Annotated in this window: 15 protein-coding genes; 8 read left to right on the top strand and 7 right to left on the bottom strand. The window is 50.2% G+C overall.

All coding sequences use genetic code 11. The annotated features are described in order from the left end of the window. The first annotated feature begins 193 nt into the window (after positions 1-193). The 3 genes from ZYMOP_RS08015 to ZYMOP_RS08005 are packed head-to-tail and all read left to right on the top strand — an operon-like array spanning position 194 to position 2815. Positions 194-1624: a cytochrome ubiquinol oxidase subunit I gene (locus ZYMOP_RS08015; RefSeq protein WP_013934820.1), complete on the top strand. Its 1431-nt coding sequence runs from the start codon at positions 194-196 to the stop codon at positions 1622-1624. Positions 1625-1629: 5 nt separating this feature from the next. Beyond that, positions 1630-2649, top strand: coding sequence for a cytochrome d ubiquinol oxidase subunit II (gene cydB / locus ZYMOP_RS08010; RefSeq protein WP_013934819.1), 1020 nt, complete (start codon positions 1630-1632; stop codon positions 2647-2649). A 1-nt stretch (position 2650) separates the two neighbouring features. Next, positions 2651-2815: a DUF2474 domain-containing protein gene (locus tag ZYMOP_RS08005; RefSeq protein WP_252507416.1), complete on the top strand. Its 165-nt coding sequence runs from the start codon at positions 2651-2653 to the stop codon at positions 2813-2815. Between the two features lie 74 nt (positions 2816-2889). On the opposite strand, the gene ZYMOP_RS08000 is transcribed toward ZYMOP_RS08005, so the two are convergent. From ZYMOP_RS08000 to ZYMOP_RS07990, 3 genes are read right to left on the bottom strand one after another with little or no spacing between them, the layout of a single operon-like run. Further along, entirely contained in the window at positions 2890-3774 is an 885-nt protein-coding gene (locus ZYMOP_RS08000) for a metal ABC transporter substrate-binding protein (protein ID WP_013934817.1), read from the bottom strand. A gap of 25 nt (positions 3775-3799) precedes the next feature. Next, positions 3800-4675, bottom strand: a complete 876-nt coding sequence (locus ZYMOP_RS07995) for a metal ABC transporter permease (protein ID WP_013934816.1) — start codon at positions 4673-4675, stop codon at positions 3800-3802. Further along, positions 4672-5514, bottom strand: coding sequence for a metal ABC transporter ATP-binding protein (locus ZYMOP_RS07990; RefSeq protein WP_013934815.1), 843 nt, complete (start codon positions 5512-5514; stop codon positions 4672-4674). The genes ZYMOP_RS07995 and ZYMOP_RS07990 overlap by 4 nt, the downstream gene beginning before the upstream one ends. Before the next feature lie 921 nt (positions 5515-6435). Here ZYMOP_RS07990 and ZYMOP_RS09455 point away from each other — a divergent pair. Beyond that, the gene (locus ZYMOP_RS09455; RefSeq protein ID WP_158498508.1) at positions 6436-6705 is read left to right on the top strand and encodes a hypothetical protein; all 270 of its coding nucleotides are present in this window, start codon (positions 6436-6438) and stop codon (positions 6703-6705) included. A gap of 255 nt (positions 6706-6960) precedes the next feature. Here ZYMOP_RS09455 and ZYMOP_RS07980 read toward each other — a convergent pair whose 3' ends face one another. Then, positions 6961-7647: a TetR/AcrR family transcriptional regulator gene (locus tag ZYMOP_RS07980; RefSeq protein ID WP_013934813.1), complete on the bottom strand. Its 687-nt coding sequence runs from the start codon at positions 7645-7647 to the stop codon at positions 6961-6963. 26 nt (positions 7648-7673) lie between these two features. Here ZYMOP_RS07980 and ZYMOP_RS07975 point away from each other — a divergent pair, with 26 nt between their 5' ends. Continuing rightward, positions 7674-8654, top strand: a complete 981-nt coding sequence (locus ZYMOP_RS07975; RefSeq protein ID WP_041582193.1) for an SDR family NAD(P)-dependent oxidoreductase — start codon at positions 7674-7676, stop codon at positions 8652-8654. An 80-nt stretch (positions 8655-8734) separates the two neighbouring features. Here ZYMOP_RS07975 and ZYMOP_RS09450 read toward each other — a convergent pair whose 3' ends face one another. Both ZYMOP_RS09450 and ZYMOP_RS07970 read right to left on the bottom strand, forming a co-directional pair. Next, positions 8735-8914 carry a hypothetical protein gene (locus tag ZYMOP_RS09450; RefSeq protein WP_158498507.1) on the bottom strand — a complete coding sequence of 60 codons (180 nt, stop codon included), beginning with the start codon at positions 8912-8914 and terminating at the stop codon, positions 8735-8737. A 45-nt stretch (positions 8915-8959) separates the two neighbouring features. Beyond that, the gene (locus tag ZYMOP_RS07970; protein WP_252507415.1) at positions 8960-10099 is read right to left on the bottom strand and encodes an MFS transporter; all 1140 of its coding nucleotides are present in this window, start codon (positions 10097-10099) and stop codon (positions 8960-8962) included. Between the two features lie 179 nt (positions 10100-10278). Here ZYMOP_RS07970 and ZYMOP_RS07965 point away from each other — a divergent pair, with 179 nt between their 5' ends. From ZYMOP_RS07965 to ZYMOP_RS07955, 3 genes are all read left to right on the top strand, one after another. Further along, complete coding sequence (locus ZYMOP_RS07965; RefSeq protein WP_013934810.1) at positions 10279-10986, top strand: TetR/AcrR family transcriptional regulator; 708 nt, start codon at positions 10279-10281, stop codon at positions 10984-10986. Between the two features lie 87 nt (positions 10987-11073). Further along, positions 11074-11835: an SDR family NAD(P)-dependent oxidoreductase gene (locus ZYMOP_RS07960; RefSeq protein WP_013934809.1), complete on the top strand. Its 762-nt coding sequence runs from the start codon at positions 11074-11076 to the stop codon at positions 11833-11835. Positions 11836-11878: 43 nt separating this feature from the next. Beyond that, positions 11879-12316 (top strand): SRPBCC family protein, encoded by a 438-nt coding sequence (locus ZYMOP_RS07955; RefSeq protein ID WP_202943969.1) that lies wholly within the window; start codon positions 11879-11881, stop codon positions 12314-12316. Between the two features lie 129 nt (positions 12317-12445). Here the strand turns inward: ZYMOP_RS07955 and ZYMOP_RS07950 are convergent, their stop codons facing one another. Next, on the bottom strand, positions 12446-12631 hold the full coding sequence (locus ZYMOP_RS07950) for a hypothetical protein (protein ID WP_013934807.1): 186 nt from the start codon (positions 12629-12631) through the stop codon (positions 12446-12448). Between the last annotated feature and the right edge of the window lie 136 nt (positions 12632-12767).

The following is a 12767-nucleotide window of genomic DNA, read 5'->3' as shown; positions in this document are numbered from 1 at the left end:
CAAAGCTTATTGGATGTAAATATATATATTCGCAAAGACATCAACCTTGCAATCTTCTCAATTCTCTATTGACTCATTGCCTAATGCTATCAATACAAAAATAAATATGAGGAGCGGCTTGTATTCAGGAGGATGAAACCTGAACAGCCCATTAAACCTTCATTTCCTGAACTACCGATACGGAGCCATTTCTATGGTACCAGATGCGACCGCATTACTGCTCGCCCGAATACAATTTGCATTCACGGTGGGTTTTCATATTATTTTTCCTGCTTTTTCTATTGGTCTGGCAGCCTATTTGGCTGTTTTAGAAGGTCTCTGGTTAAAAACAGGCAAGAATGTTTATCTTCATCTCTTTAAATATTGGGTAAAAATTTTCGCGCTCGTTTTTGGTATGGGCGTGGTTTCTGGCCTTGTTATGGCCTATGAATTTGGAACCAACTGGTCTCTCTTTTCTCAAAAAGCAGGGGCTATCACCGGCCCCCTTCTTGCCTATGAAGTGTTAACGGCCTTTTTCTTGGAAGCTGGCTTCTTGGGTATTATGCTTTTTGGTCTGGGACGCGTTGGTAAAGGTCTTCATTTTTTGGCGACCTGCCTCGTTTCTATCGGTACGCTTATTTCCATGACATGGATTTTAGCTTCCAATTCATGGATGCAAACGCCTGCGGGTTATACTATTGACCCAAAAACAGGTCACTTCTTACCTAAAAGTTGGATTGAAATTATTTTCAATCCCTCCTTCCCTTACCGCTTAGTGCATATGGGTATGGCGGCTTTCTTGTGTGTTGCTTTTGTTGTTGGAGCAACAGCTGCTTTTCACATGCTGCGTGATCGAAAAACGGGCAAAAAGATGTCTGAGCCTGTCCGTGTCATGTTTTCTATGGCTTTATGGATGGCAACCCTTGCCGCTCCCTTCCAGTTCTTAGCCGGTGATATGCATGGTCTGAATACATTAAAATATCAGCCTGCCAAGCTTGCGGCGATTGAGGGGGACTGGGAAAGTGAAGGACCCGCATCAGAAATTCTGTTTGGTATTCCTAATATGAAAACAGAGCGTACGGATTATGCGATCAGTATTCCTTATGCCGGTTCTATAATTCTGACCCATAGCCTGAACGGTAAAGTACCGGGTCTTAAAGATTATCCCAAAGATCAGAGACCCCCTTCCCCTATTCTGTTTTTTTCGTTTAGGGCTATGGCCGGCATCGGCGGGTTAATGATTTTACTGGGCTTATGGTCATTAGTCCTTCGTTTCCGCGGGAAGCTTTATGATTCCCCAGCCTTACAATGGGCTACTCTAATCATGGCACCATCGGGTTTTATCGCTTTGTTATGTGGATGGATCACGACAGAAGTTGGTCGGCAGCCCTATACGATTTACGGGTTACTCCGCACGTCTGACAGTGTGTCACCGGTAATATTGCCCAGTATGATCTTTTCGATGACCGCTTTTGTCATCGTTTATCTCTTCGTTTTTGGAGCCGGTATGATCATTTTATTCCGGATGCTGTCTCGTCAACCCTCATCCCACGAACACGGTCCTAACCCCGAAGATGCTATCCAGAATGCTCATGCGAAAGGGGCTACTCGTCTGGCGCATGACATTTCCGGTAAAACGGAGTAATTAAGATGACTGCAACAGAATATTGGTTGCCCGTTATATGGGCCTGTCTTGCCGCAGTAGGTATTCTTATCTATGTCATTCTTGATGGTTTTGATCTGGGTATCGGCATTTTGTTCCTTACCCAAAAAGATGAAGAGCATCGGGACGTCATGATGAATACCATTGCCCCCGTTTGGGATGGCAATGAAACCTGGATGATTTTCGGGGGCGCCGTACTTTTCGGTGCTTTCAAGACCGCTTATGCCGTTATTTTACCGGCCCTTTATATCCCAATTATTATCATGCTTTTGTCTATGATATTCCGAGGCGTTGCCTTCGAATATCGGGCACAGGCGCATAATAAACAAGCCAAGGCACTTTGGGGCTTTTCTTTTATGGCAGGCTCTACCCTTTCAACTTTTTGTCAGGGTACTATTCTTGGGGGCTTGCTGCAGGGTATTCATACCACCCAAGATTATTTTTCCGGTCGGCCTTTAGATTGGCTCAATCCATTTTCTATTTTCTGCGGTGTTGCCTTGGTTATCGGCTATGGTCTTTTGGGTACAGGCTGGTTGATCTGGCGGACAGAAGGCCCTCTGCGGGATTATGGCCGTAAAATGGCGGCTCTTTTAGGAACACTCTTGCTCATTTGTATTGGCATTGTCGCTGTTTGGACGCCAATGCTACATTCGACCTATCTGCATACATGGACCAACAGTACGCAGGCTATGATGGTAGCGCCTTTGGCAATGCTTATTGTGTTAGTCGCATTTATATTCTTTCGGAGCCTTAAGGAAGGTCAGGACAGAACCCCTTTCCTTTGTGCCTTAGCCTTTTTCGGGCTCAGTTATATAGGTCTCGCCCTTTCAGCATGGCCTTATATTGTTCCGCCCTATATCACCATTTGGCAGGCATCATCACCGGTGAGTAGCCAGATATTCCTGTTAGTAGGTACCGCGATTTTGCTTCCAATGGTGCTCGCTTATACTATCTATTGCTATAAAATTTTCCACGGAAAGGTAAGTAGCAGTGATGGGTATCACTAAAATGAAATGGCTTCAGCATTTTCGTCTGCCTTTATCTCCAGATGAGGCAGATCATGCCCCCCACGGTTTCGGGCAGAGAATGCTGTGGTTCATTGGATTATGGGCTTCTAGTGTTATTGTAACAATTGTAGTCGCAAAACTGCTTAAGATGCTTATTCCACATTAAGAAAAATAATTTTTTAAAATATCAAGGCCGCAGGCTGAAAAGTCTGCGGCTTTTTTAGCGGATAGGGTCAGTAATCAATGGGAAAGCGCTTTGACGATTTGGTCAACATTATGTTGAAACATAGCCATATAGGTAGGTGCGGGCCCATTAGGCGGGGAAAGCGATTCTACATAAAGTTTTCCGCCTGAGTGAACGCCGGCTTCTGCTGCGATTTGTTGAACCAAACGAGGATCAGTAGAATTTTCGAAAAAAAAGACTTTCCCGCCTTGCTGTCGAATTTGACGGATTATGGTGGCAACATCTGCCGCAGATGGCTCTGCTTCGGTAGAAATGCCTACGGGTGATAAAAAAGTAATACCATAATCCCGCCCAAAATAGCCAAAAGCATCATGATTAGTTAAAATTTTACGCCGCGAAATCGGTATGGGATCAAGACGTGCATGCGCATCGCGGTCTAAGGCTTGAAGTTGGATTATATAACGTGCTGCATTGCTTGCAAAATCGCGGGCATCTTCTGGATCAGCCTTGCTAAGGACTTGGGCAATATTTTTAACCCAAATTTCCACATTAGAAATGCTGTTCCAGACATGAGGATCAACAATAATATGCCCATCCTCCTTTATCATACGGGTATTAACCCCTTTTGAAACAACAATCGGACGCCCTTTATATCCAGAAACAAGCGCAAGACGTGAAAACCATGTCTCAAGACCTTCTCCACTTATAAAAATCAGATCCGCTGTTCTCAGATGCTTGGCATCATCGGGTGAGGGTTCAAATTCGTGGGGGTCACCTTCTGGAGGTACCAGACTGATAACATTTACATGGGTACCACCGACCTGTTTTATAACATCTGCCAAGACTGTAAAACTAGCAACAGCCTTAATCGTCCGCGCCTCGACTTTATTCTGACTCAAAAAACATAGCGCAATAGTTGCAAAAATCCCCAAAAATTTCATAGAATTTTCCAACAGGATGAGAGGGTTACGATCCATATTTTCTAAAGGAGATCGTCGTTTTCTGCAGAACACCGCAAGGTGCAAGGAAGAGAGAGAGACCATAGAGAATACTGGCAGTCAGGATAATAGTAGGCCCAGAAGCTAAACCGATGTGAAAAGAAACAAGCAGACCAATAAAGCCAGAAATAGCAGCCGTTACCGCCGCCGTCATTGTCATAGCAATTAGATTTTGGGTCCAAAGTCTGGCAATCGCCGCAGGAAGCATCATCATACCAACCGCCATCAATGTTCCCAAAGCTTCGAAACCGGCGATAAGGTTAAGAACTACTAATAATAAGAAAATCAGGTGATAAAAGGCACCCCGTCCCCTTATTGCCTGCATAAAATCAGGATCAAAACATTCGGTAATCAAGGGACGCCATATTATAGCCAGCGTAAACAATGTTGCCGTCGAGATACCCCCCATAAGCAAAAGGGCATGAAAATCTATGGCAAGAATAGTTCCAAATAAAACGTGCAAAAGATCAATGTTAGAGCCTCGCAAAGAGACAATCAGCACACCCAGAGCTAACGACGTTAGATAAAAGCAAGCAAAGCTGGCATCTTCCTCCAAGCGCGATCGACGACTGGTAAGACCGGATAAAAGGGCGACACTTAAACCGGCTATTGTGCCGCCGATACCCATAGCCGTGAGAGACAGCCCCCCTGCGACAAGATAACCGATAGCCGCCCCTGGCAAAACCGCATGGCTCATGGCATCGCCGACAAGGCTCATCCGACGAAGCAACAAGAATACTCCGACAGGCCCTGAACCTAGCCCCAGTGCGATCGTCCCGACCAGAGCGTGCCGCATAAAACCGTAATCGATAAAAGGCGCCGCTACCATGTCCCACAAAGTCATAAAACGGCATTCCTATCTGCTGTTACTGTATTAATTTCCCCCATTCCGACAGGCGCGGCAATTTCGTATCCATAAGCCCAGTTTAAATGGTCTGTTGTAAGGATATTTTCGGTTTTACCCCATAAACCTTTTTGATGCGCCATCAGTAAGGTTTGAGGAAATAAACGCGCAACCTGTTCAATTTCATGTAACGCAGCGATGACAGTGCGCCCTTCCTGATGCCATTCGATGATAATCTTTTCGAGTTCTCGTATCGTAGCAATATCTATACCCACAAAGGGTTCATCCAGAATAATAATCTGGGCATCTTGAACAAGAAGGCGGCCAAAAAGGAGCCGTTGAAACTGCCCACCCGATAAGGCATTGATGGAACGGTTTTCTAATCCATTCAGTCCAACGCGCGATAAGCACGCATTAATATGCTGTAACTGGCTCTGCGAAATAGACTTAAAAGCGCCCATTGTGGGCAACATTCCCGATAGAGCCAGATCAAAAACACTAATCGGAAAATTGCGATCAATATTTTTAGCCTGTGGCAAATAGCCATATTGAGAGGGTTTAATATTATTACGATTAATATGCCCGCTCGTAAGCGAAATTTCCCCCAAAAGCGCCTTTAGAAGGGTTGATTTACCCGCACCATTGGGCCCAACGATAGCCGTCAAACTGCCTGAGGCCAAGGTCAAGGTTAAGTCTGACCAGACAGGCTTTTGATTATAGGCGATTGCGATATGCTCCAAACGAATAGCCGCGTCAGTCATGGAATCTGGATCGCCCAAAAGATACATCCCCATAACAAGGCTATGGGTAAACAAGCCCATAGTGCTCTTTGCCACCATGCCAAAGCAAGCCATGATTTTTTAAGGGGAGCCCGAGGCTGTTCTGAGGAATGTGATGCAAGCGCACCATCCCTTATTTCACGTCGCATTACCCATAATTTCCTACTATTTTTCTTAAATATCTAACAAGATAAAGAAATTATGTTATAACATAACATATTTTATAAAAGCTTTGATAAAAACCGTCAACTTCTCGAATCAAGAAAATGAGAATTATTATCAATAAAAATATAGCTATAATTATTATTAGATGTTGCCCACCGGCTAGATAGCTAGGCCTTAAAATTGGCCTTTTAGAAGGTCAATAGATTAGAATTATTTTAAAGGGGCAACAGTTAATAAGGATTACAAAAATTATTCCCCGCCTAACTAGGCCATGGCATCAGTTAAGCCCGATGAGTGTGGCGATACGTTAGAAGTGTGCTCGCCGTTGGAACGAGCCTTCGCGCACTGGGAGAGGGCGGGCATCGTCAATAAAGTGCATCATCGCGGAACCCAGCTCATGAGGTTCGGTAGAGGTTCGGCGCGTTCGCCACCGCGGGTTTCTTGGTCAGCATGGAAGACAACAGGAACCGAGAGCTGGAGCGCCTCATCGAATTGCCCGCACTCGGAGAGATGCTCTCGATCGCCGCCGCAGCGGTCTCCGCAACGAGCTTGCGCCGACGAAGGCGCCAACGACCGTTTTTCCATCGGAGTGGTATTGGCTGCCTTGGCGAAGATGAAAATCGAACTGGTGGGAACGACTCTCGCCTCAAGGAAGAAAATCCCAATATTAGGCTGATAGCGTGGGCTGCGGCCATCGCAGCCGGTCTCAATCAACTACGCGCTACCGTCGAACTTGACGAGGCGCTACAGGACGCGATCGAACTTGTTCCCGCTCATGACCGAGCCAAAAGATCCGCTAAAATCGCTGGGGAGCCGATGTCATACAAACCATGGCATTGGCAGCGTTTCGGTCGAAGCCAGTCGAAAACATGCTTGAGTTCGTTGATAAACGTTTTTCGGGAGAGCCGTTCGACAGGTTACCGTGAAATGGCGCTGGTCGTCTCGGGGGCCGAAGAGACCTCCCCCCGCCCTGTTCAAGCCTTCTCATCCGTTCACGCCCAAAGCACAACCCTTGTTCTTGAGCGCCAGCGATGCAGCATAGCAAACCATGGTGAGCACAGTTCTGACTGGAAGCCTAAATGCTAGGCCACCTAAGTGGCTGCCGACCATGAAAATACGATCGGGGTCAGAACAACGGTGATCTAGCTCCATTGGATACGCGCCGCCGGCTGCGCCATGATCGTAGCTCTCTTCGAGAGATGGAGAAAAGGAAAGCCGCTTAAGGGATTTCTTTGAGCATGTCGTGCATGGTCGTGTCTGGACGTAAAAATACTTACCTACTCGTAGATGGGGAGGACACCACACAGAATAATTGACAAAAACGAACAAAAATCCCGACATTCACCCTGCCAACTGCGCGCCTGTAATTAGAATATCGACGAGGCGTTTCGCCCTCGCCTCCCAGCCAGGACCTGCCGCGTAGTTCGAGACGCCACCAAGAGCACACAACAGGTCTATCGGCTCGATGTCAAAACGGATGTCACCGCTTTCTGTGGCACGGGCGACAAGCCCGTCAATCGCAGTGGTAAGAACGGTACGGGAGTCTGCATAAATAGCATCCGTTCTACCAATGAGGCTGTTCAGCGCAGGTGCGATCACCTGCTTGGTCGCGATGTAATCAACGAACAGGTTTAGCCAAGCGCGCAACGCCTCGACAGGCGCATGAGTCTCCGCCAGATGGATGGCTGCTGCTGCGAGCCTGTTTAGTTCATCGCGATAGACCGCCTCGATCAGGGCGTCGCGATTAGCAAAATGCCGATAAAGCGTGCCAATCCCCACACCTGTACGCCGCGCAATTTCATCCAGAGGAATGTCAATTTCGCCTGATCCAAAAGCGTTCCTGGCTGTTTCCAGCAGACGTTCGCGATTTTTACGTCCATCGCTGCGGGGCCTACGACGACGCTTCTGATCCTCTTCCACTTCTTTCCCTCTTGTTAAACGGATGATAGCTCCGTATATAAATAAACGGAGTATACTTCCATATAATTCCCCAAGCGCTATTTCCGCAAGGAATGGCGTTCCCTTCATGCTGGAGGCCTATCATGGCACATACTATGACACAGCAGTTTGGCGCAACATCCACCACCGAGGATGTCCTATCCGGCATTTTGCTTACCAACAGGCGCATCCTCGTTACCGGCGTTTCAGCAGGGCTTGGCGTAGAGACGGCCCGTGTGCTAGCTGCCCACGGAGCCACAGTTGTAGGCGCGGCACGCAACCTTGCGAAGGCAGAACAGGCAACCGCGCAGGTCAGGCGTGATGCGGAAAAAGGTGGCGGATCGTTTGAACTGCTTGAACTTGACCTCGCGGATCTTGCAAGCGTTCGTGCGGCGGCCGATCGTCTGAACGCGGCCGGTAAACGGTTCGATCTGGTCATTGCCAATGCAGGTGTGATGGCCACCCCCTTCGGGCATACGAAGGACGGGTTCGAAACCCAATTCGGCACCAATCATCTAGGGCATTTCGTGCTAGTCAACCGGATTGCCGGCCTGCTGCGGGCAGGTTCCCGTCTGGTCAATCTTTCCTCTGCCGGGCATCGCTTTTCGGATATTGATCTTGCCGATCCAAACTTCGAACACACGCCGTATGACCCCTGGGTTGCTTATGGCCGGTCAAAGACCGCCAACATCCTATTCGCGGTCGCCTTCGATGCCCGGCATCGGGCGCAGGGCATACGGGCCACCGCTGTTCATCCCGGCGGGATCATGACAGAACTCGTGCGCCATTTACCGAAAGGCGAACTAGAGACAATGGTGAAGCAGCTTAACGCTCAGGCTGCCAGCGAAGACAAGCCGCCCTTTCAGTTCAAGACGATCTCCCAAGGGGCTGCAACCTCGGTATGGGCTGGCATTGTTGCGTCCGCAGATGCGATAGGTGGACATTATTGCGAAGACTGCCACGTAGCACAGGTCATTCCCAATGACGCGCCCACAGGACTGCTTGACGGGGGCGTCCGTGCCTATGCCGTCGATCCAGCACAAGCAGATGCATTATGGACAAAAAGCGAAGAGATGGTCGGAGAACAGTTCGACTAAGGGTGCCGATTTTTTATCGATAGCGTGTCTCTTCAAATAGATAAACGGGTATTCCTTGGAAGGGCCGATCCGCTTTACATTCACAGCGGATCGGCAGAATATGCCTTTATTTCGGTCACAACGTGCCTCTCTTCGCTTTCTGGAAGGCGGACATTTTCTGGATGATCATAATTTAAGATCAGAAGGGCCCGACCATTCATTCGGGTGATGACCTGAAGTCCGCTGGGACAGACGGTTGGTGGCATAAATGCGTTTATCATTACCAAAGCCATGCGCTAACGCATCAATCCATCTCTATCGAAATCTCAGTTCTTGTCTCTATGCCCGAGCCGGTGGCCGGGTGGGAATCCATGCGACCGCGCTTGCCTTGCAATCAGGAAGCCGACTGTAAGGATTACCACCATAGCCCAAGGGAACGACACAGCGCCCCATGTGTCGAGTAATGCGCCGCCCAGAACGCCTCCACCGGCTATGGCACTGTTCCAGGCGACAACGTTCATCGACAACGCGACGTCCGCACCATCGCCGGCCGCATCGGCAAGTGCCGTTTGAAGCAATGTCGCGGCCCCTCCAAAAGTCAGGCCCCATATCGCGACACCGATTATGATCACCGCACGGGACTCTGATCCGATGGCGAACATACCTGCAACGCCCGCGAATACTGCGAGATTAACCAGAACGGAAAGACGCAGAGCACGATCAACCGTGCGGCTAGTCAGCCAGATGCCGGCAAGGGCATTAATCCCAAAAAGCAGCAGAATACGATCCGCTTGCCCCGCCAATCCAGCCGGTGTCACGAACGGTACAATATAGGTGTAGAGAATATTGTGCGCGAGCATCCAAGCCATCACAACGCCCAGAACAGCTCGCACGCCCGGCATTTCCAGAACATGCCGGAACGGTAGGCGCTCATGATGGGTAACGCCTGGGAAGTCGGGAACCTTAGCTAGAACCCAGACGATCAGTAGCAGGGTCAATGCCGACATGATCCAAAAGGCCAGTCTCCAGCCGACAACCGCCCCCAGCCATGTGCCAGCGGGAACGCCCAGCGAGAGCGCGATTGGGGTGCCCACCATGGCAATCGCTAGAGCGCGGCCCTGTTGGGCGCGCGTCACCATCCGGCGCGCATAGCCGGCCAGCAATGCCCAGGCGAGACCCGCCGCCGCGCCGGCGCCGTAGCGGGCAATGAGGGTCACTCCATAATACGTTGAAAACGCGGTAATGGAATTGAATATCACAAAGCCGATGATCGACAACAGCAGGACCCGCCTACGCCGCCATCGCTGCGTAGCAAGCGTCAGAGGGATGGCAGCACTTAGGGAGCCGGTGGCGTAGGCCGTCACCATCTGCCCTGCCAGCGCAGGGGAAATATGTAGTCCAGTTCCGATCTCGGGCAGCAAACCGGCTGGGAGGGTTTCGGTCATGATGCAGATAAAGCCGGTCATCGCGAGTGCAAGTAGACCAGCAACAGGCAGGTCATCGGGGTTATGCCTGGGTAATGTTATCTTCGGGGTCATATGTCACTCATATATGGATCGATTGATACATATATACGAGAGCAATAAAATCTTGGCAATCACTTCTGGATCACTTAATATGAAAGTCTTTCCAAAGGAGCAACGATATGGCGCGGACAGGGCGGCCTCGTGAATTTGATCGCGACAAGGCGATTGACGCCGCCACGGCTCTTTTCTGGGCACAAGGCTATGAACCAACCTCTCTGACCCAGCTCAAGACCTGTATGGGCAATATCTCGCCCGCGAGTTTTTATGCGGCGTTTGGCTCGAAGGAAGCCCTGTTCCGGGAAGTCGTACAGCGATATCTGGCGACGTATGGGCAGGTCATGGCGCCTTTATGGGACAAGAGCCTGTCACCACGCGAGGCCATCGAACGTACGTTGCGCGGTTCAGCGCGCATGCAGGCGGCCCACACACACCCGACCGGATGCCTGGTCGTGTCAGGCGCCAGTAATTGTTCGCCAGAAAACGCGTCCATTCAAACTCTTCTCGCGGCAGAGCGACAGCGTACGCGGGCAGGTATTAGAGCCTGTGTAGAACGCGCTATTGCCACTGGCGAACTGCAAGTTTCTGCGGCGACGGATGTTCTGCCCGATATTCTCACAACCTTTTTCCACGGCATGACCTGCGAAGCGAGGGATGGAATGACGTCAAAAAATCTGGATGCGGCCGTCACGTCTCTCCTTACATTGTGGGATATCAACAGGATGAAGCCCCGAAACGAACAAACGGAAAAAGATGCTGATGAGATAAGGGAGACGAGACCAACCGGCTTCGGCGCCCCATTCCGTATCGATCAATCCATAAATCCTTGACCCTACTCCATACCCATATTATAGATCGGTCAATACAGAATAGACGTTTCCAAAACACGATGCCCTGTTTCCTCAAGGAATCTGATTATGAGCACACCAAAAATCGCTTTCATCACGGGTGCCAATCGTGGCATCGGATACAGTATTGCGAAGCATCTAATTGCCTCGGGCATCAGCGTGATCGGTACTTATCATGCCAATGAAGGCGAGGCGAAGGCGGCCGAAGCCGCCCTCAACAACGAGGACGCGAAATTGCGCATGCTGCAACTGGACATAGCGAACCATGCGTTGTTCACGGATTTTGCGGAGCAGGTCAAAGCACTTCTCGCAAGTGAATTCGGGCAACAGACACTGCATTACGTGGTCCAGAACGCCGGTAATATCATTCACACCCGCTTCGACGCGGCAACATCGGAGCAGCTCGACAATCAGTACAATATCCACTTTAAGGGCCCCTATCTGCTGACGGTAGCGCTTCTTCCCCTGATCCGTGATGGTGGCCGTATTCTCAACATTACCTCCGCCGCAACGCGTTTCTACCTGACGGATCATGGTCCCTACGCGGCCATGAAAGCCGCAACCGAAGTCATTTCGCTCTACATGGCGAAGGAACTGGGCACGCGGGACATTACCGTCAATACCGTTGCACCTGGCGCGGTAGCGTCTGATTTCGGCGGTGGTCTGGTCCGTGACGATGCCGAGATCAACAAGGGCTTGGCAGAGATCACGCCTTTGGGACGTGTCGGTCAGCCCAACGACATCGGAGCCGCGGTTCGTGCTCTCCTGTCTGACGACATGCACTGGGTGAATGGCCAGCGCATCGAAGTGACAGGCGGCCAGTCACTTTGATGGCCAAGCAGTCACAATCGAGAGAGTTCATATGATCCACGTTATGGCCAGCAGCGTTATTCATGCGCCCGTTTCATCCGTTTGGAGGATGATCCGTGATTTCGGTGCCCTTGCAGACTGGTTGCCAGGTGTGAAACATTGCTCGATCGAAGGCGATGAGTCTGGCGATCGCGTCGGCGCGATCCGCCGTCTTGAAATGGGCGACGTCGGCATCATCCGCGAACAACTTCTGGCGCTATCCGACGTGGATCATGCGGTGACGTTCTCGATTATTGAGTCAGCTTTGCCAATCTGGAACTACCGGTCGACGATAAGTCTTCTGCCCGTAACGGACGGCAATCTTACCTTTATCCGGTGGTATGGTCAGTTTGAAGCGCCTGCCGAACACGCGGCTGACATGGAGGCTAGAATGCCGACGCAGATATATCAGCCAGCATTCGATAAACTGGCAAAGATAGTGGCGCGCGCGGACGCACAATGATATTTACGAAGAAAGGCCAATGAGCACTTAGGTGCATACAACGCCCATGGTGTGACGGGCGATGTGTACTTCGCTTCAGCATACTGATCCGCGATTACTAGCGATTCCGCCTTTTAAGCCATAATGCCATCAGATCCGGCACATTTCATGATTGATAGCGATCTCAGTATCAACCGGCTTGGTTTCGACGCGATGCGTATCACCGTCTAGGGCATATGGGGGCTGCCTACCGATTACGACGAGATCATCCGTACACTGGGGCGCCTGCCCGAACTCGGCGTCAATTTCATTGACACGATGGACACCTACGGACACGAATGTCTCGGAAGGGCTTCATTAAATCACCTCATGATCGCCAAGAAGGGCGGCCTGACCAGATATCTGTAAGCCAGTCGGTCGGATGAGCGCAATACCTGATCCAGCAGATGTATAAGAGCCGGCGCAATCTCGG

This window comes from Zymomonas mobilis subsp. pomaceae ATCC 29192, assembly GCF_000218875.1.
Taxonomy (GTDB): Bacteria; Pseudomonadota; Alphaproteobacteria; order Sphingomonadales; family Sphingomonadaceae; genus Zymomonas; species Zymomonas pomaceae.
This window is presented reverse-complemented; position numbering and strand designations above follow the sequence as displayed.

Coding starts and splice junctions, on each gene's coding strand:
- ZYMOP_RS07975 (WP_041582193.1), top strand. CDS start 7,674: ATGACACAGCAGTTTGGCGCAACATCCACCACCGAGGATGTCCTATCC.
- ZYMOP_RS08015 (WP_013934820.1), top strand. CDS start 194: ATGGTACCAGATGCGACCGCATTACTGCTCGCCCGAATACAATTTGCA.
- ZYMOP_RS08000 (WP_013934817.1), bottom strand. CDS start 3,774: ATGAAATTTTTGGGGATTTTTGCAACTATTGCGCTATGTTTTTTGAGT.
- ZYMOP_RS07980 (WP_013934813.1), bottom strand. CDS start 7,647: ATGAAGGGAACGCCATTCCTTGCGGAAATAGCGCTTGGGGAATTATAT.
- ZYMOP_RS07995 (WP_013934816.1), bottom strand. CDS start 4,675: ATGACTTTGTGGGACATGGTAGCGGCGCCTTTTATCGATTACGGTTTT.
- ZYMOP_RS08005 (WP_252507416.1), top strand. CDS start 2,651: ATGAAATGGCTTCAGCATTTTCGTCTGCCTTTATCTCCAGATGAGGCA.
- ZYMOP_RS07960 (WP_013934809.1), top strand. CDS start 11,074: ATGAGCACACCAAAAATCGCTTTCATCACGGGTGCCAATCGTGGCATC.
- cydB (WP_013934819.1), top strand. CDS start 1,630: ATGACTGCAACAGAATATTGGTTGCCCGTTATATGGGCCTGTCTTGCC.
- ZYMOP_RS07965 (WP_013934810.1), top strand. CDS start 10,279: ATGGCGCGGACAGGGCGGCCTCGTGAATTTGATCGCGACAAGGCGATT.
- ZYMOP_RS07955 (WP_202943969.1), top strand. CDS start 11,879: ATGGCCAGCAGCGTTATTCATGCGCCCGTTTCATCCGTTTGGAGGATG.
- ZYMOP_RS09455 (WP_158498508.1), top strand. CDS start 6,436: ATGTCATACAAACCATGGCATTGGCAGCGTTTCGGTCGAAGCCAGTCG.
- ZYMOP_RS07990 (WP_013934815.1), bottom strand. CDS start 5,514: ATGGTGGCAAAGAGCACTATGGGCTTGTTTACCCATAGCCTTGTTATG.
- ZYMOP_RS07970 (WP_252507415.1), bottom strand. CDS start 10,099: ATGACCGGCTTTATCTGCATCATGACCGAAACCCTCCCAGCCGGTTTG.
- ZYMOP_RS09450 (WP_158498507.1), bottom strand. CDS start 8,914: ATGATAAACGCATTTATGCCACCAACCGTCTGTCCCAGCGGACTTCAG.